Annotated in this window: 15 protein-coding genes and 1 rRNA gene; 10 read left to right on the forward strand and 6 right to left on the reverse strand. The window is 46.7% G+C overall.

Annotated elements, in window-relative coordinates:
• Positions 1-182: 182 nt before the first annotated feature.
• The 4 genes from ggt to rarD all read right to left on the reverse strand — a co-directional run bounded on the left by ggt (position 183) and on the right by rarD (position 4,581).
• The gene (gene ggt, locus AC6R05_RS19020; protein WP_500648319.1) at positions 183-1,940 is read right to left on the reverse strand and encodes a gamma-glutamyltransferase; all 1,758 of its coding nucleotides are present in this window, start codon (positions 1,938-1,940) and stop codon (positions 183-185) included.
• Positions 1,941-2,031: 91 nt separating this feature from the next.
• Positions 2,032-2,694, reverse strand: coding sequence for a LysE family translocator (locus AC6R05_RS19025; RefSeq protein WP_032552261.1), 663 nt, complete (start codon positions 2,692-2,694; stop codon positions 2,032-2,034).
• A 98-nt stretch (positions 2,695-2,792) separates the two neighbouring features.
• A complete protein-coding gene (locus AC6R05_RS19030) occupies positions 2,793-3,587 on the reverse strand; it encodes a helix-turn-helix domain-containing protein (protein ID WP_500648320.1) in 795 nt (264 codons plus the stop codon).
• 85 nt (positions 3,588-3,672) lie between these two features.
• Complete coding sequence (gene rarD / locus AC6R05_RS19035; RefSeq protein ID WP_150895985.1) at positions 3,673-4,581, reverse strand: EamA family transporter RarD; 909 nt, start codon at positions 4,579-4,581, stop codon at positions 3,673-3,675.
• Between the two features lie 180 nt (positions 4,582-4,761).
• Here rarD and recQ point away from each other — a divergent pair, with 180 nt between their 5' ends.
• The 3 genes from recQ to AC6R05_RS19050 all read left to right on the forward strand — a co-directional run bounded on the left by recQ (position 4,762) and on the right by AC6R05_RS19050 (position 7,833).
• On the forward strand, positions 4,762-6,600 hold the full coding sequence (gene recQ, locus AC6R05_RS19040) for an ATP-dependent DNA helicase RecQ (protein WP_032552264.1): 1,839 nt from the start codon (positions 4,762-4,764) through the stop codon (positions 6,598-6,600).
• 30 nt (positions 6,601-6,630) lie between these two features.
• Positions 6,631-6,930, forward strand: coding sequence for a DUF3630 family protein (locus AC6R05_RS19045; RefSeq protein ID WP_500648321.1), 300 nt, complete (start codon positions 6,631-6,633; stop codon positions 6,928-6,930).
• A gap of 231 nt (positions 6,931-7,161) precedes the next feature.
• Positions 7,162-7,833 carry a 7-cyano-7-deazaguanine/7-aminomethyl-7-deazaguanine transporter gene (locus tag AC6R05_RS19050; RefSeq protein ID WP_032552267.1) on the forward strand — a complete coding sequence of 224 codons (672 nt, stop codon included), beginning with the start codon at positions 7,162-7,164 and terminating at the stop codon, positions 7,831-7,833.
• Positions 7,834-8,313: 480 nt separating this feature from the next.
• Here the strand turns inward: AC6R05_RS19050 and gppA are convergent, their stop codons facing one another.
• Together gppA and rhlB are read right to left on the reverse strand one after the other, a co-directional pair.
• Complete coding sequence (gene gppA / locus AC6R05_RS19055; RefSeq protein ID WP_500648322.1) at positions 8,314-9,807, reverse strand: guanosine-5'-triphosphate,3'-diphosphate diphosphatase; 1,494 nt, start codon at positions 9,805-9,807, stop codon at positions 8,314-8,316.
• Between the two features lie 6 nt (positions 9,808-9,813).
• Entirely contained in the window at positions 9,814-11,124 is a 1,311-nt protein-coding gene (gene rhlB / locus AC6R05_RS19060) for an ATP-dependent RNA helicase RhlB (RefSeq protein ID WP_500648323.1), read from the reverse strand.
• A gap of 111 nt (positions 11,125-11,235) precedes the next feature.
• On the opposite strand from rhlB, the gene trxA reads away from it, so the two are divergent.
• From trxA to AC6R05_RS19095, 7 genes are all read left to right on the forward strand, one after another.
• Entirely contained in the window at positions 11,236-11,562 is a 327-nt protein-coding gene (gene trxA, locus AC6R05_RS19065; RefSeq protein ID WP_032552270.1) for a thioredoxin TrxA, read from the forward strand.
• 196 nt (positions 11,563-11,758) lie between these two features.
• Positions 11,759-13,018 carry a transcription termination factor Rho gene (gene rho / locus AC6R05_RS19070; RefSeq protein WP_032552271.1) on the forward strand — a complete coding sequence of 420 codons (1,260 nt, stop codon included), beginning with the start codon at positions 11,759-11,761 and terminating at the stop codon, positions 13,016-13,018.
• 113 nt (positions 13,019-13,131) lie between these two features.
• The gene (locus tag AC6R05_RS19075; protein WP_500648324.1) at positions 13,132-14,127 is read left to right on the forward strand and encodes a hypothetical protein; all 996 of its coding nucleotides are present in this window, start codon (positions 13,132-13,134) and stop codon (positions 14,125-14,127) included.
• 96 nt (positions 14,128-14,223) lie between these two features.
• The gene (ubiD, locus tag AC6R05_RS19080) at positions 14,224-16,068 is read left to right on the forward strand and encodes a 4-hydroxy-3-polyprenylbenzoate decarboxylase (protein WP_500648325.1); all 1,845 of its coding nucleotides are present in this window, start codon (positions 14,224-14,226) and stop codon (positions 16,066-16,068) included.
• Positions 16,065-16,334: a 2Fe-2S iron-sulfur cluster-binding protein gene (locus tag AC6R05_RS19085; protein WP_032552274.1), complete on the forward strand. Its 270-nt coding sequence runs from the start codon at positions 16,065-16,067 to the stop codon at positions 16,332-16,334. The genes ubiD and AC6R05_RS19085 overlap by 4 nt, the downstream gene beginning before the upstream one ends.
• A 20-nt stretch (positions 16,335-16,354) precedes the next feature.
• The gene (fre, locus tag AC6R05_RS19090; RefSeq protein ID WP_152469453.1) at positions 16,355-17,068 is read left to right on the forward strand and encodes an NAD(P)H-flavin reductase; all 714 of its coding nucleotides are present in this window, start codon (positions 16,355-16,357) and stop codon (positions 17,066-17,068) included.
• Between the two features lie 506 nt (positions 17,069-17,574).
• A 16S ribosomal RNA gene (locus tag AC6R05_RS19095) occupies positions 17,575-18,932 on the forward strand; the annotation flags it as partial.

The raw sequence follows: 18,932 nt of genomic DNA on the forward strand, positions 1-18,932 counted from the left end.
TTATCAGCAATGGCTGAAACTCAAATTTCTCACAGTAATATTGGTGTCAAAATAGACGTATTGTTTTATTTCAATGGTTTAGGTGCTGTTGTTGCTAGTTTTCTTAGTTAAATATCGATATATACTCACTGCTTTGTAAGAGATCTCTCACAAGGCAGTGAGTAAAAAGGCGTAATAACCGACTATTTACCTATCGCTGCACCTTCACGACGAGGGTCTGCAGCCCCTTCTAAGCCATCTTTAGTGATGCGAATAGCGTGTAAACCAGAGTTAAGATCGCGAATATTGACCTCAAATCCCATCTTTTCTAGCTCAGGTTTGAAGTTTTCGGCTGAGGTGCCTTTTTCTATATCTAAGGTACCAAAACGATTTAGGAAGTGTGGTTGGTTGATCGCTTGCTGAATATCCATATCCCACAGTGTATGAGCGATGATTGCTTGTGCAACATAACCTATGATGCGGCTGCCACCCGGAGAGCCAATCGCCATGTAAGGCTTATCATCTTGCATAATGATGGTTGGCGCCATCGAAGAGCGTGGACGCTTGCCCGGTTCTAGGCGGTTAGCAATAGGCTTACCATCGTTATGAGTTTTAAATGAGAAGTCGGTTAATTCATTATTAAGTAGGAAGCCTCTCACCATTAAGCGCGAGCCAAACGCATTCTCAATCGTCGTGGTCATGGACACGACATTGCCATCGCTATCGACGATATTGAAGTGGCTGGTGGAAGGAAGCTCAATCGAGATATCTTGGCTTCTTTGCATCGCGTGATCCCAAGGTGGCGTACCTGATGGCGCGCTTTCCAATGCCTTTCCTGCAGTGATGAGCTGCGCACGTTCTTTAAGGTAGTCAGTGTTTACTAACCCTTGAGTTGGCATTGGTACGTAATCTTGGTCTGCCATGTACATACCACGGTCTGCAAAGGCTAGGCGAGAAGCGTCTGCTAACACTTGCCAAGATTTTGCATCGTTTGGTCCCCAAGATTTGAGATCAAACTGCTCAGTCATTGCTAAGATTTGTCCGACAGTGAGCGCTCCTGAGCTTGGTGGTCCCATGCCACAGATATCGTAGCTCTCATAAGCGGAACATACTGGCTCACGCTGCTTGATAGAGTACGCGTCGAAGTCTTTTTGCGCTAAGACACCGGGATTTCCCTTGGCAGTTTGTACTGTGTTGATGATATCTGCAGAGATTTCACTTTGATAAAACGCTTTGGCACCGTCTTTGGCAATGGCCTCTAGTGTTGCGGCGTACTCTGGGTTTTTAAGAAGAGTCCCTGCGGTTTTCGGGCTGCCATCGGTATTAAAGAAGTAGGCCTTGGTGGTGGCAAAGCGGCTAAGGCGCTGTTGATCATTGGCAATCAACGTCGCTAAGCGCGGGCTGATGGTAAAGCCTTTTTTCGCCAATTGAGCGACGGGTTCTATCAGTGACGTCCACTCCAACTTGCCGTATTTTTGGTGAGTATCCCACAGCAATTGGACAGTACCTGGGGTTCCAACTGAGCGTCCGCCAACAACGGCATCGTAAAATTTAAGGGGCTTTCCATTTTCGTCTTGGAAAAGGCGAGGGGTCGCATCTAGTGGTGCAGTTTCGCGGCCGTCGTAGGTCTTTAGCTGTTTGGCTTCGTTATCAAAATAGACAAGGAAGGCACCCCCACCAATTCCAGACGATTGTGGTTCAACTAAGCCAAGCATTAGCTGCACCGCAACCATGGCGTCTACTGCGTTACCACCACGCGCAAGTACGTCAGCGCCTGCTTGTGTTGCCAATGGGTTGGCTGCTGTGACCATCCAATCGTTGGCTTTGACGAGTTGCTTGGCTTCTAAACCACTACTTTGTTCTGGGGCGACGGAATCGGCAGCTTGATTTGCCCAACTGACGTGAGAGGCAAAAAGTAGGGTAGAAGTGGCGAGGGTTGTTAGTTTTGTTTTCCACTGCATGATCTTCTCCTTTTCATATGCAGAGCTAGATTGGCAGTGGAAATGATATTTAGCCAGTACGTTGTTAACGAATTGTAATCTTGATTCTAATTTAGGCGATCAATGATGAAGCCGATTGCCATAAGATACTTAAACCTATCATGCTGAATAGCGCGCCACACAAGCCGTCAATGTAAACGGTCGCTTCATGCAGCTTTTTCTGAAGTGCTTTGGTTGAAAGCATCCAAGCCAATAGTGAGAACCAAAATAGCGACAGACCAAACAAGATAAGTAGCGCAAAGCCTTTGCCCGACAGAGACATATCTGCAGGAACTAAGCTCGACATCAAGCTGATAAAAAACACTAACGCCTTTGGATTGAGGATGTTAGTGGCAAAGCCTTTAGAGAATGCTTCACGTTTGTTGGTCAGAATAAGATCTTTCGAGTTGAGCGCTTGATTGTCGTCATCATGACTTTGAATCGTTGCCCATGTTGCTTTGAGAGCACCATAGCCCAAGTAAAGTAAGTAGCTACCACCGGCTAACTGGATAATCGCAAATAGGGTTGGTTGCTGGTGGACTAGGTAGCTGATGCCCGTCAAGCTCAGTAATGAGTGAAGTAAAATCCCACACGACAAACCTAGCGCGATGTACAAGCCTGTCTGCCTACCGTGACGTGTGGCATTTTGGACCACAAGCGCAAAATCAGGACCGGGGCTCATTAAAGCAATAAAGTGGATAGAGGCTAGGGTGATAAGGATGGTGATTTCGTTCATTGTCTAATCTCGATAACGCTTAGCTAGATTCTAACTGTTGTTGGTATATGGGTTAGCTTACCTAGATCTCACACAGAGCAATTGTAAATAATCAACACTCAGTTGATTTGTGAAGGCGGGACACCAAAGGTTGTCTTGAACGCCTTTGAGAAATGCGCTTGATCGTAGAAACCAACTTGATGCGCCACGTCAGTACCACACACACCTGATTTGATGAGCCTCATGCTCTGCTCCATACGCAAACGACTTAGCCAAGCATAAGGTGTAATGCCCATTTTGTTCTTAAAGTGGCGCTGGAACTGCGTGGTTGATAAGTCACATAGTTCAGAGAGCTGCTCTAAACGTACTGGCTGGTCTAGGTTTGCCATTAAATACTCTTTCAGTGTTTCGATAGATTGATTACCTAGTTGAGTCTCGGTTTTGGATCCAAACTTGGCGTAACGATCCACAATCGTCGAAAATCCTTCAAAAGGGAGGCAGTCTTGGGCGAGTTGGCTGATATTTTGATTGATGAGCAAGCCATGCAGGTTGCGTAGTTGTGAAAAAGCGGCGTGATCAGAAAGGATCAGCTCCGAAAAGCTCAATGTGTGACCGTTTTGGTCGGGATCCGCAAGATCTTGAAACCATTGAGGAGATACTGAGAACACGCTTACCTGATAGCCTGAATCTAGTTTTGAGTGACCATCATGCAGCTCATCTGGTGGCATGATTACTACCTGACCCGCTCCCACATGATGGCTAGTACCTTTATAGATGAATTTTTGCTGTCCTTGGGTAATCAAACCAATGTGAAAGTCCAAATGATAGTGGCGCTGAAAAGCAAACTCTTGGTATTGAGCTTGGATCAGACTGATATCTTCAGTGGGTGTTGAGTAGTAGTGGACTTTATCCATGGTATAAAAAAGCTTGGTTAAATTATCATCAATCCAACCAAGCTTATCTCTGTATTTCTAAATTGTCTTGTAAAAAACGATCACATCACTGTTGAGTGCGTTTGCTTTTTTTGTTGTGGCGCAGTCCATCAAAGCTGAAGATCACCAGAGCGCCCCAAATAAAGGCAAAGGTGATGGCTTTATCTGTCGTAAAGGCTTCGCCATAAATGAGAACCGCTAATAAGAACATCAAGCTTGGGCCTATGTACTGGAAAAAGCCGAGTGTCGATAGCTTGAGTCGTGTTGCAGCGCCAGTAAAACACAGCAGAGGTAAGGTTGTAACGATACCAGCAGCGATCAGCAGCAGGTTGAGCGTCATTGGGTTTGCCGCTAAGTCCGATGTTGCGCTATCCGCGATAAACAACAGGTAGATGGCAGCAGCAGGTAGCATCACTAAGGTTTCAATAAATAGGCCGGTCTGTGCTTCGAGGCTGACCTTCTTTCTTAGCAAGCCATAGAAGCCGAATGAGAAGGCGAGAGCAATCGCCACCACAGGGATAGAACCGAACGCGACAATCTGAATCAAGACACCAATCGCGGCTAAGCCAACCGCAAACCACTGCAGCTTTCTGAGACGCTCGCCCAAAAAGATCATACCAAGTACCACATTAATTAACGGGTTGATGTAATACCCTAGACTGGCGTCGAGCATGTGGTTGGCGTTGACCGCCCAGATGAAGATTAACCAGTTGGCACCAACCAATAGAGAGGTAGCAACCAAATAAGTCATTTTCGGCTTGGAGGTCAGTGTGTCGCGAACATTTCGCCAGCTACGGCCAAGGTGTAGTAGAAAAGCGAGTAAGAAAAAAGACCAAACTACACGGTGACTTAGGATCTCTAACGGAGAAACCTCACTTAACGATTTGAAATATATAGGCGCAATGCCCCACATCGTATACGCACCAATCGCAAGCAAAATACCTTGGCGTGTACGCTGTTGTTGTTCTGGTGTCATGAATTATCTCTGGCACAGAGTGCTTATGAATAAGATTTATAAAGAGAGTTGGTCAGTATAGGAGCGTTAGACCGTTTCACCTAATAATTTGCGGTTTTATTCACCACCATTCCCCTCTACAATGTGTCGCCTCGCTTTACTGCTGAGCGAGCTTATTTAACCCCGCGATTAGGATACCCAATGACCGCTACTTTGATTGCAGAACAAACCACCAATACCACCATCAGCGCTCAAAGCGTGCTTGAGGAGGTGTTCGGCTATCAAGAGTTCAGAGATGGTCAGCAAGAGGTGATCGATATGGCGGTGTCCGGGCAAGATAGCCTAGTGATTATGCCAACCGGTGGTGGTAAGTCGCTCTGTTACCAGATTCCCGCGTTAGTGCGTGAGGGGCTCACATTAGTTATCTCGCCACTGATTTCGCTCATGAAAGACCAAGTGGATCAACTCAAGGCCAATGGTGTTGCGGCAGAGTGTATTAACTCCTCAATGCCACGTGAAGAGCTAATTTCAGTCTTCAATCGCATGAACTCAGGCCAATTAAAGATGGTCTACGTTTCACCTGAACGCGTGTTGATGCGTGATTTCATTGAGCGCCTGCAAGGTTTGCCGCTGTCGATGATCGCAGTGGATGAAGCGCACTGTATCTCACAATGGGGTCATGACTTCCGTCCAGAATACGCATCACTTGGTCAGCTTAAGCAGTATTTTCCTCATGTCCCTTATATGGCATTGACGGCAACCGCGGACGATGCGACGCGTAAAGACATTATTCAGCGCTTGCAGCTGGTGGATCCTCACACCTACTTAGGCAGCTTTGACCGTCCTAATATCCGCTATAACCTGGTAGAGAAGCACAAACCGGTTTCTCAAGTGGTGCGTTACCTTGAAACCCAGCGTGGTAATTGCGGCATCATCTATTGTGGTAGCCGCAAGAAGGTAGAGATGGTTACCGAGAAGCTGTGTAACAACGGTATTCGCGCTGCGGGTTATCATGCTGGCATGGATACAGACGAACGCGCTTATGTGCAAGAAGCGTTTCAGCGTGATGATATTCAGATTGTTGTCGCAACCGTGGCGTTTGGTATGGGCATCAACAAACCCAATGTTCGTTTCGTGGTGCATTTTGATATTCCAAGAAACATCGAATCTTACTACCAAGAGACGGGTAGAGCAGGGCGTGATGGTCTGCCTGCCGAAGCGATGATGTTGTACGACCCAGCAGATATGGGTTGGCTACGCCGCATGTTGGATGAGAAAGATGATGGCCCGCAAAAGCAGGTAGAGACCCACAAGCTCAATGCGATGAGTGCCTTTGCTGAGGCGCAAACCTGTCGTCGTCAGGTACTGCTTAACTACTTTGGTGAGTATCGTGAAAAGCCATGTGGCAACTGCGATATCTGTCTCGATCCACCCAAGCACTTTGATGCGACCGAAGAAGCGCAGAAAGCCCTTTCATGCGTGTATCGAGTAAACCAATCTTTTGGTATGGGTTATGTGGTTGAAGTGATGCGTGGTATGCAGAACATCCGTGTGCGCGACAACGGCCACGATAAGCTCTCTACCTACGGTATTGGTCGTGACCACAGTCATGATTACTGGATCAGTATCTTCCGTCAGTTAATTCATAAAGGATTGTTGTTCCAAAACATTACCCGTAATTCTACGTTGCAGCTGACTGAAGAAGCGCGCCCGCTGCTACGCGGAGAAATGACGCTAGAATTGGCAGTGCCACGTCTGGATACTGCTGCACGCAGTGCGAAGTCGGATAAGCTCAGCAGCAAGAACTACGATAAGAAGCTGTTTGCTAAGCTACGCAAGCTACGTAAGTCGATTGCCGATGAAGATGGCTTGCCGCCTTACGTTGTCTTCAGTGATGCCACACTGATCGACATGGCGGAAATTTTGCCAACCTCTTACGGTGAGATGCTAGCAGTCAACGGTGTTGGCCAGCGTAAGTTGGACAAATATGCCGATCCGTTCCTTGATTTGATTCAAGAACACATTACCAACCACGGTTAACGTCCCGAAAATTATAAATAGAGAAGTAAAATGGAATTTGGACTGAGAGAATATCTTGCTGAAGAAGGGCGACTGCTGATTACCACGCCAAGCTTTGACTTTGACACTTTTCCTGAGTTAGGAGAGAAGCTAATTGCGCTGCTTTCTGCCAGTGTGATTGAAAAGCAGTGGGATGCGGATATGCACTCTTGGCTAGTGGATTTTGAAGGATGTCAGTTGTTCCTGAAGTCAGAACATTATAGCGAGTCAGTCTGGTTTGAGTCTCTGAGCCCAGAGGCGAGTCGAGAAGAGTTCGATTATCTGGCTTCTCTGCTTAAACGCGGTTTCTAATTTTACTCCCGCGGAATCACTACTGAAATGAAGAAATGTTAGGGATAAACGTTTGCGTTTATTCCTCTCATTGCAGTCAAAATTGATTAATGTATAATCGCCCGCCGCTCAATAGAGCAAAGTTAAACAGATTTTTTATTCACATTATTGGTAAGAGCCTTGTTCATGATAAATGAATAAGTCACTCGATTTGGGTTCCCTCACCCCCAAACCAAACTAAAAAGGTACCGCATGAGTAACTTTACGCCTGCGCAACAGCGCAAAGCTCTAGCCCTGCTAGTTCTATTCCACCTGATCATTATTGCATCAAGTAACTACCTTGTTCAGCTGCCTTTTACCATCTTCGGTATGCATACCACATGGGGCGCGTTCACTTTCCCGTTTATTTTCCTAGCGACCGACCTGACCGTACGTATTTTCGGTGCTCAGTTAGCGCGTAAAATCATCTTCTTGGTGATGTTGCCTGCACTAGCGGTGTCGTACTTCTTATCGGTTGTGTTCTTTGAAGGCCAGTTCCAAGGTTTTGCGCAGCTTGGTGAGTTTAACTTGTTTGTTGCTCGTATCGCAGCAGCAAGCTTTATGGCGTACCTGTTAGGTCAGATTCTTGATGTGCACGTATTTAACCGTCTGCGCCAACTGAAACAGTGGTGGATTGCACCGACATGTTCAACCTTATTCGGTAACGCAATTGATACCATCGCTTTCTTTGCGATTGCTTTCTACCAAAGCCCAGATCCATTCATGGCTGAACATTGGACTGAGATTGCTCTGGTGGACTATGGCTTTAAGTTGGTGATCAGCTTAGGTCTGTTCGTACCGATGTACGGCGTGTTACTGAACTACATCGTGAAGAAACTGACGGCGGTTAACCCTAGCTTTAAAGCTACCGGCGTAAACGCATAGACAACGACGACTTATCTATTCAGCGCTTTTTGACTTCCTGTTAAAGGGCGCTTGTTTTTCTCACTTCGCTGTTTTCCTCATTCTAAAATCTCTTCGAACTTCAAGCTAGAACACCGACATAACCCCCATTAACTAACTGATAAGTTTTGGTTTATATTTCCTTTATATCGTTATTATCGAATGGTAACCCTTTGCTGATGCCGTGATGGTATGGGTTTGTAGAATGGTGACTCTTTGTCATTGAGGTACGTCATGTTTATCCTTATCACCTTCAAACTCTACTGCGTATATAGTGATTATCGCCGTAAGAAATGGAAGAGAGCATTCCCAATTCAATCGGATTAATGCCATGGTTCGGAGTCAGCACTCTCGTCATGGAGCGTATGAGTAGAAGTGTGGAAAGGAAGCGTGCAGGGAAGTAAATAAGAAAAAGGCCTTCAGTTGAGAAGGCCTTTTGTGTATTTGAGATACGTGTACCGATTACGACTCAACGATGGTCAGTGGCCAACCAATGTCGGTTTGACGGTTGGCTTCAATCTCTAGCTCGGCTGCGGTAAGCGGATTACTCGTAAGCCACTGCTTATCGATGGTCACTGTTAAGTTATCGCCATCGGCAGCAAGCGTCACTTTTGGCTCTAGTTCTGGGTTACGGCGGTGAGTTAACAGAATAGCCAGTCTCAATAAGCGCAGTACACGCTTAGCGCTGGTGCCTGAAATTGCATGTTGTTCTGGTAATGATGTCAACTGCTCACGGTAACGACGACTTAGCTCGCCAAGGAAGTGCTTCTGCGCACGTGTAAAGCCTGGTAAATCGAGATGCTGAAGTAAGTAAGCACTATGCTCACCACCCTTTTTAAAATCGATAGTGAGACCAATCTCGTGCAGTTTGGCTGCGGTTTGTAACATGACGAGAGCTTGAGGCTCTGCAATCCACTCACTGCTGCCAGCCTGTTGGTAAAGAGACTCAGCCAGCTGAGAAACTTGCTCAGCGTACTGAGTATCCATCTGGTAGCGTGATTGAACACTCGCAATCGTGCGTGCACGAATGTCATCTTGGCGCAGCTCATCGACCATCTCATAGGCTAGGCCTTCGCGCAGTGCACCACCGGCCAGTGTCATTGAGTCGATCTCAAGCAGTTCAAAGATTGCAATCAGAATAGAAAGGCCGCTTGGGAATACCAAAGCGCGCTCTAGAGTTAGACCTTCAATCTCTAGCTCTTCTAAACGTTCGGCGATCATCGCTTGCTTTTGCAAACGCTTAAGCTTGGCATGAGTGATAACCTCATCCATACCTTGCGCCAGCATGATTTCTTGCAGAGCTTGTACTGTGCCGCTCGCGCCCACACACACATCCCAACCTAGCTTGGTGTAGCTCTCTAGGATTGGCTCTAGTGTCGCTTTAGCAGCATCAATTGCGTGCTCGAAGTTGCTTGCCGTCAGTTGGCGATCTTTAAAGTGGCGCTCAAGCCATGTCACGCAGCCCATTTTTAGGCTAGTTAGTGCTTTGGCAGAGAAACCTTCACCGATAATCATCTCGGTGCTTGCGCCACCAATATCGACGACTAAACGACGACCGCTACCACCCGAGGTGTGCGCTACGCCTTTATAGATGGTCGCAGCTTCTTCTTCACCAGAGATAACATTAATGTCGTGACCAAGAATCTGGTTCGCTTTCTCTAAGAAAATATCCACGTTGGTTGCGGTACGCAGAGTAGCAGTACCCACAATACGGATGTTCTCAGTAGGAATATCTTGAAGTCGCTCAGCAAAGAGACTCAAACAATCCCAACCTCGCTGCATAGCCTCTAAGCTAAGAGCATTATTTTCATCTAAGCCGGCAGCTAAACGAACTTTGCGCTTAATCTTGGCCATGGTTTGGACGCTGCCATCGATATGACGCACAACGAGCATATGAAAACTGTTCGACCCGAGGTCGATAGCAGCGTATAGCGGGGGTGACACTGTTTGAGTCATAGGCGTTTAAGCTTCCTTGTTATGACGCGGCTGGCGTGGACGACGGTTTTGGTTCGGCTTACGGTTGCCGTTACGAGAACCACCGTTGTTTGAGCGGCGCTGTTGCGGGTTACGCGTGCGCAGGCGCAATGGTGCTGGCAGATCTTCAATAAGTGCCGAAGCATCGTAGTCAGATACTGGGATTGCGTGCTCAATGTACTCTTCGATTGTTGGAAGGTTAATTGCGTAATCTTCACAAGCGAAGCTGATTGAGTGACCACTTGCACCAGCACGGCCAGTACGGCCGATACGGTGAACGTAATCTTCACAATCGTCAGGTAGATCGAAGTTGAATACGTGAGTTACTTGAGGAATATGTAGGCCACGTGCCGCAACGTCGGTTGCAACCAATAGGTCAACTTCACCCTTAGTGAATTGCTCAAGGATTTTTTCACGTTTCTTCTGAGGTACATCACCCGTTAGTAGGCCAACACGGTGACCGTCAGCTGCTAGGTGGCCCCATACAGATTCACACTTGTGCTTAGTATTGGCAAAGATGATTGCACGCTCAGGCCACTCTTCTTCGATCAGAGTTTGCAGTAGTGCCATCTTGTGTTCGTTTGATGGGTAGAACAGCTCTTCTTTGATACGGTGACCAGTTTTACGCTCAGGTTCAACCACAACATGCTCAGGATTGTGCATGTGCTCGAACGCCAACTCTTGTACGCGGTAAGACAGCGTCGCAGAGAACAGCATGTTCAGGCGATCTTTTGGCTCAGGCATACGACGGAACAAGAAACGGATGTCTTTAATGAAACCAAGGTCGAACATACGGTCCGCTTCATCCAGTACAACGGCTTGGATGTGGTTCAGGTTAAATACCTTCTGCTTGTAGAAGTCGATGATACGGCCAGTAGTACCGATCAGAACGTCTACACCGTCTTCTAGCTTTGCTAACTGCTTATCGTAGCTCTCGCCACCGTAGGCAAGTGCCGCTTTAATATCAGTACTCGCGATAAGAGGCTCAGCATCGTTAAAGATCTGAATCGCTAGCTCGCGCGTCGGAGCCATAATAATCGCACGAGGCTGATTTGGCTTACGACCTTCGTGTTCAGGCGTATTTAGCAGGTGGTTAAAGGTAGCAGTAAGAAACGCGAGCGTTTTACCAGTGCCCGTTTGGGCCTGGCCTGCGATGTCTTGGCCGGTGAGCAGTACCGGCAGCGCCAAGGCTTGAATTGGGGTACAATATTCGAACCCTTTTTTCTCCAATCCTTCAATGACTTGGGCGTTTAAATCCAAATCGGCGAACTTTTGCTCTGTGATATGCGTCTTTTTCATAGCTATAGAATATCAGCTTAAGCTTGCAATACGAAAGTAAATACATTCCAATAGGGCATCTATTTACTGGTTATCATCCAACCAGTTCTAAAAAACACATTGGAGTGGAAGATGAGTGATAAGATTTTGCAGCTTACTGATGAAGGTTTTGATAACGACGTAATCAACGCTGCAGGCCCGGTTCTTGTTGATTTTTGGGCGGAATGGTGTGGTCCATGTAAAATGATTGCGCCGATTCTTGATGAAATCGCCGACGAGTACGAAGGCAAGCTCACTATCGGTAAACTGAATATCGACCAAAACGCGGGTACACCACCTAAGTTTGGTATCCGTGGTATTCCAACGCTACTTCTTTTCAAAGATGGTGGCGTAGCAGCAACTAAAGTTGGTGCTCTGTCTAAAACTCAACTGAAAGAGTTCCTAGACGCGAACCTATAATAGGCAAGCAATAAAAAGAAACCGTGCAGTTAACAAATGCACGGTTTTGTTTTTTCTAAGCTATAGACTAGGCTTAGTTTTAGTGATAATTTATCGCACGTTAATTGAACAAATTTCTCTTCTTGGTCGATCCTGTGACCGAATCCCTCTTAACTAGAAAACAGATCTTATTTTGACTAAACAAGCATCCACCACAATGAATCTTACAGAACTGAAGAACAGACCTGTATCTGAACTTGTTAAACTTGGCGAAAGCCTAGGCCTAGAAAACCTAGCTCGTCTAAGAAAACAGGACATTATCTTCTCCATCCTTAAAGCACATGCAAAAAGTGGTGAAGACATCTTCGGTGATGGTGTTCTAGAAATTCTGCAAGACGGTTTTGGTTTCCTACGTAGCGCAGACAGCTCATACCTAGCTGGTCCTGATGACATTTACGTATCGCCAAGTCAGATTCGTCGTTTCAACCTACGTACTGGTGACTCAATTGCCGGAAAGATTCGCCCACCTAAAGATGGCGAACGTTACTTTGCACTGCTTAAAGTAAACACGGTAAACCACGACAAACCAGATAACGCTCGTAACAAAATCCTATTTGAAAACCTTACCCCTCTACACGCTAACGAGCGTATGGTTATGGAGCGCGGTAACGGTTCTACTGAAGACATCACAGCACGTGTACTTGACCTTGCATCACCAATTGGTAAAGGTCAGCGTGGTCTGATTGTTGCTCCGCCTAAAGCGGGTAAGACAATGTTGCTTCAGAACATTGCACAAAGCATTGCTCACAACCACCCAGAGTGTGAGCTAATGGTACTTCTTATCGATGAGCGTCCAGAAGAAGTAACCGAGATGCAACGCCTAGTTAAAGGTGAAGTAGTTGCATCGACTTTCGATGAGCCAGCATCTCGCCACGTACAAGTTGCAGAAATGGTTATCGAGAAAGCGAAACGTCTTGTTGAACACAAGAAAGACGTTGTTATCCTACTTGACTCTATTACTCGTCTAGCACGTGCATACAACACCGTAGTACCTTCATCAGGTAAAGTACTGACTGGTGGTGTGGATGCGAACGCACTACACCGTCCTAAGCGTTTCTTCGGTGCTGCACGTAACGTAGAAGAGGGTGGTAGCTTAACTATCCTAGCAACTGCACTGGTTGATACCGGTTCTAAGATGGACGAAGTTATCTACGAAGAGTTCAAGGGTACAGGTAACATGGAAATCCACTTGAACCGTAAGATCGCTGAGAAGCGTGTCTTCCCTGCTATCGACTTTAACCGTTCAGGTACTCGTCGTGAAGAGCTACTGACGAAGAACGATGAGCTGCAGAAGATGTGGATCCTACGTAAGATTGTTCACCCAATGGGCGAAATCGATGCAATGGAATTCCTGATCGACAAGCTAGCGATGACGAAGACCAACGATGAGTTCTTCGACGCAATGCGTCGTCAATAAGTTAGATATCGTTATCTAGAACGACTATGAAGCGCTGCCACTGGTAGCGCTTTTTATTTGCATTTTTGGCGAGTAGCTTGCAGAATAACCAAAAGTGTTACAAGGAAGTTAAAATGCAACATGGACTGTTGTCGTCAATACTCCTGTCTATTTCACTGTTATTTACACCTGTCAGCGTATCGTTCGCGACAGAGATGTCTCCTCAAACAGTCGAAACATGGCTGGAGAATGACCAAGTAAAACAAAAGACCTCAGAGTTTCTAGAGTTAGTGATGCGCGATGAAGTGAACTCATTGCGCTTTGCCCTTGAGCGTCTTACCTTTCCCCAGCAGGAAGTGGCTCGCTTTCAGCTACTCAAAAAGATAGAGCAGCAAGGTATCGTTCTTACTCCTAAGATGTCGATCTTTGTCGAGCAACAGCTCGCGATTACCCCTACCTACCAAGTTTTAGAACGTGGTGATGGCTACGAATTTACGGTTCCTGCATTTAACTACCCATCGATTGCTAACCGTCTTATCAAACAGTTCCGCGAAGACCAAAATACCCTGGTATTTGTATTAAATGCTGAAAAGAAAGATCTCGACTTAAAGTCGTGGCTAACAGGAGCGGACCATCAGGTTCAAACGCGAGAAGCATTGTTAGTTCGTGAGCTCGATAGTTTGTCTCCAGAGGCGGTGGATTACCTAGCTAAACAGTTAACCGAGTCGCCAATCGTGAGTTGGTTACCATCAACAGAAGTGGTAGTACGCTTGGCACAAGTCAGCGAAGACCCTGAGGTCTACCAAATCCTTTGGAAGATGAAAGCCGACTATCATAGTCAAGCAGAGCTAGTACGTTTGGCTGAAAGCAAAGAACCTTTCGCATTGGAGCAGGTGATGGCAGCAACTAAGAACCCACGCCTAAAAGAAGAAGCGATCACCTTACTCACAAGAGTGAACCCACTCTCGGAAGAGGTAAAAGCATTTCTAGTCTCTCGCATGGCGATAGCAGACGAAGCCTCGTTGGTCGCACGTGAGTTAGCTAAACAAGGTCACACGGGGTGGCTACAAGACTTAGTTAACGATAACCCACAAGTTAAAAGCTCTGTAATCCAGAAAGTGCTACCGTAACTGGGTTTTACCTCGCAATAACCTTACTAAAAAGGGGGATCTCAGGATGCCCCTTTTTGTTATACTGCTTGCAGATTAATCAGCATTAGAAGCCCTATGAGTTATAAGGATTTACGCGACTTTATTGATCACCTAGAAGGGATTGGTCAGCTAAAGCGCATTTCTCACCCTGTCGACCCCGATTATGAAATGACAGAGATCAGCGATCGTACATTACGTGCTGGTGGTCCTGCATTACTATTCGAAAACCCAATTGGCTATAACATGCCTGTGTTGACCAACTTATTTGGTACGCCTGAGCGTGTGGCTATCGGTATGGGGCGTCAGGACGTTAAAGAGTTACGCGAAGTAGGTAAGTTACTGGCTTATCTTAAAGAGCCAGAGCCGCCAAAAGGTTTTAAAGATGCGATAGAAAAAATCCCAGTCTTTAAACAAGTCTTAAATATGCCAGCCAAGCGCCTGCGTAAAGCATCGTGCCAAGAGATCGTTTGGCAGGGTGACGAGGTTGATCTCGATAAAGTTCCGGTAATGAGCTGCTGGGCGGACGATGTCGCACCACTACTAACCTGGGGCTTGACGGTTACTCGTGGGCCAAATAAGAAACGCCAAAACTTGGGTATCTATCGTCAACAGAAGATAGGTAAGAACAAGATTATTATGCGTTGGCTTGCTCACCGAGGTGGAGCACTCGATCTTCGAGACTGGATGGAGACCAACCCAGGTAAGCCATTCCCAGTATCAGTTGCTTTTGGTGCAGACCCAGCCACTATATTAGGTGCGGTAACACCAGTGCCAGATACGCTTTCCGAATATGCGTTTGCAGGTCTGCTACGTGGTAGCAAAACAGAAGTGGTTAAGTCGGTTAGCAATAATCTAGAAGTGCCAGCCAGCGCAGAGATTGTGATGGAAGGTTATATCGACCCGAACGAGTTTGCTGATGAAGGTCCATATGGTGATCACACCGGTTACTACAATGAGAAAGAAAAACACCATGTGTTTACCATTACTCATATCACCATGCGTAAAGACCCTATTTATCACAGCACCTATACAGGCCGTCCGCCAGATGAGCCTGCAGTATTAGGTGTTGCGCTGAACGAAGTGTTCGTGCCAATTCTGCAAAAGCAGTTCCCTGAAATTGAAGATTTCTACCTACCGCCTGAAGGGTGTTCATACCGAATGGCAGTAGTGACCATGAAGAAACAGTACCCGGGTCATGCAAAGCGCGTGATGATGGGGGTATGGTCTTTCTTACGTCAGTTCATGTACACCAAGTTTGTACTGGTTTGCGATGAGAGTGTTAATGCACGTGATTGGTCTGAAGTCACTGCAGCGATGGCGGAACATATGAGCCCTAAGCGTGACACATTGATGATAGAAAGCACCCCTATTGATTCTCTCGACTTTGCATCTCCAGTTGTTGGCTTAGGCTCTAAGATGGGGCTGGATATCACCAAGAAGTGGGATGCTGAGCTTGAACTGTCTCCTGAAGCTTCTGCTGTAAGTGAAGACAAGCCGGTATGCGAGCAAGCGCTAAAACAGATCAAGCAAGCTCATCCAGAAATCATCGATATCCATCTGCAAAATAACAATAGCAGCATGGTCGTGGTTTCGATTGAGAAGGCGAAGGCGCATCATGCAAAAGAGGTTATGGAAACCATCTGGCAGCAGTTTGCTGATAACAAGTTCGTAATTGTGTGTGATGGCGACGTTAATGTTCGTGATTGGAACGATATTATCTGGGCGATCACCACGCGAATGGATCCGGCGCGCGATACGATTTTTGAATCACAACCATCTTCACTGTCTCGTATGGGATTGGATGCGACGAATAAGATTCAAGGTCAAGAGTGTCGACGCGAGTGGGGCACACCCATTACAAAAGATCCAAAGATTGTCGAAAAAGTTGATAGTATCTGGGAACAACTAGGAATCTTATGAGCTACCAAGTAGTCTTGTATCCAGAAAATATCACCTTCGATATAGAAAAAGGGCAAACGGTGTTGGATGCTGCGCTCAACAGCAACATTAACTTCCCTAACCGTTGCCAAGTCGGCGCTTGTGCGATGTGCATGTGCAAAAAACTAGAAGGGCAAGTCAGTTACCACCTTGAGCCGATGCTTACAGAGAAAGAGCAGCAACAAGGGTGGATCTTCGCTTGCCAAGCAATAGCAGAAAGTAATTTAGTCCTGACCTTTGCTGATTAAAGGTCTGTGAGAGGAATAGCATGACAATTAAATGTAAAGTGAAGTCTATCGAGCCGTTGGCGTGTAACACGTACCAGATTCTACTTCACCCAGAAACACCAGTAGCATTTAAAGCTGGTCAATACCTTATGGTAGAGATGGGCGAGAAAGATAAGCGTCCATTCTCAATTGCGAGCAGCCCTTGCCGTCACGAAGGTGAACTAGAGCTACATATCGGTGCCGCAGAACATAACGCTTACGCGCTCGAAGTAGTAGAAGCTATGCAGAAAGCGCTAGCAGAAGATGGAGATATCGCGATTGATGCGCCTCACGGTGACGCTTGGGTAAAAGAAGAGAGCGATCGTCCACTATTACTAGTAGCTGGTGGTACGGGTTTCAGTTACGTACGTTCTATTCTTGATCACTGTATCGCCCAGAATAGCCAAAAAGAGATTCACCTATACTGGGGGGCTAAAGATGAGCGCCAGCTTTACGCGAAAGCAGAACTAACTGAGATTGCAGAAAAGCACAGCAATGTTCACTTCGTGCCAGTAGTAGAAGACGCACCAGCAGCATGGAACGGTCAAACCGGTAATGTGCTAGAAGCAATTAACCATAACTTTGAGTCTCTGGCTGATTACGACATCTATATAGCAGGTCGTTTTGAAATGGCAGGCGCTGCAAGAGAACAATTTACTGAGAAAAAAGATGCGAAACGCGAGCATATGTACGCTGATGCCTACGCATTTATTTAACTAAAAGCGTATTAATTCGTTCAAAAAGAGAGCAGAAATGCTCTCTTTTTTTGGTTTTGATGAACTATTAGGCAGTTAACCCCTATTTATTCAATTTTTATGAAAAAGTAGTTGCCAAGTTCTTAGGTATCTCTATAATGCCGCCTCACTGACACGGCAGGCGCCACAAGGCTTCAGCAGTAATCAGTAAGACGAAAATTCAAAAGAAATTAATTTTCAAAAAGTGTTTGACACTGAATGTTAATTCGCTAGAATGGCCGTCCACTTTGAGAGGTAAGCCTCAAAAAAGTAAAGCTCTTTAAAAATTAGAACCTATCAATCTGTGTGGGCACTCGTTGATGAATATCACTAAGTTTGTTTTCGCTTTTATAAGCAAAGGCAAACAGATACTTCGGTATCAAAATGATTTCAATGAACTGAGTGACCAATTCGAATCGTAAGATTCGGCACAGTCAATTCAACATTACTATGTAATGTAATCAGTATTCATTGAGTCACAAAATCTTAAATTGAAGAGTTTGATCATGGCTCAGATTGAACGCTGGCGGCAGGCCTAACACATGCAAGTCGAGCGGAAACGAGTTATCTGAACCTTCGGGGAACGATAACGGCGTCGAGCGGCGGACGGGTGAGTAATGCCTAGGAAATTGCCTTGATGTGGGGGATAACCATTGGAAACGATGGCTAATACCGCATAATGCCTACGGGCCAAAGAGGGGGACCTTCGGGCCTCTCGCGTCAAGATATGCCTAGGTGGGATTAGCTAGTTGGTGAGGTAATGGCTCACCAAGGCGACGATCCCTAGCTGGTCTGAGAGGATGATCAGCCACACTGGAACTGAGACACGGTCCAGACTCCTACGGGAGGCAGCAGTGGGGAATATTGCACAATGGGCGCAAGCCTGATGCAGCCATGCCGCGTGTATGAAGAAGGCCTTCGGGTTGTAAAGTACTTTCAGCAGTGAGGAAGGGGGTGTCGTTAATAGCGGCATCTCTTGACGTTAGCTGCAGAAGAAGCACCGGCTAACTCCGTGCCAGCAGCCGCGGTAATACGGAGGGTGCGAGCGTTAATCGGAATTACTGGGCGTAAAGCGCATGCAGGTGGTTTGTTAAGTCAGATGTGAAAGCCCGGGGCTCAACCTCGGAACTGCATTTGAAACTGGCAAACTAGAGTACTGTAGAGGGGGGTAGAATTTCAGGTGTAGCGGTGAAATGCGTAGAGATCTGAAGGAATACCAGTGGCGAAGGCGGCCCCCTGGACAGATACTGACACTCAGATGCGAAAGCGTGGGGAGCAAACAGGATTAGATACCCTGGTAGTCCACGCCGTAAACGATGTCTACTTGGAGGTTGTGGCCTTGAGCCGTGGCTTTCGGAGCTAACGCGTTAAGTAGACCGCCTGGGGAGTACGGTCGCAAGATTAAAACTCAAATGAATTGACGGGGGCCCGCACAAGCGGTGGAGCATGTGGTTTAATTCGATGCAACGCGAAGAACCTTACCTACTCTTGACATCCAGAGAACTTTCCAGAGATGGATTGGTGCCTTCGGGAACTCTGAGACAGGTGCTGCATGGCTGTCGTCAGCTCGTGTTGTGAAATGTTGGGTTAAGTCCCGCAACGAGCGCAACCCTTATCCTTGTTTGCCAGCGAGTAATGTCGGGAACTCCAGGGAGACTGCCGGTGATAAACCGGAGGAAGGTGGGGACGACGTCAAGTCATCATGGCCCTTACGAGTAGGGCTACACACGTGCTACAATGGCGCATACAGAGGGCAGCCAACTCGCGAGAGTGAGCGAATCCCAAAAAGTGCGTCGTAGTCCGGATTGGAGTCTGCAACTCGACTCCATGAAGTCGGAATCGCTAG

The organism is Vibrio sp. R11-SG3-ISO9 (assembly GCF_059834255.1).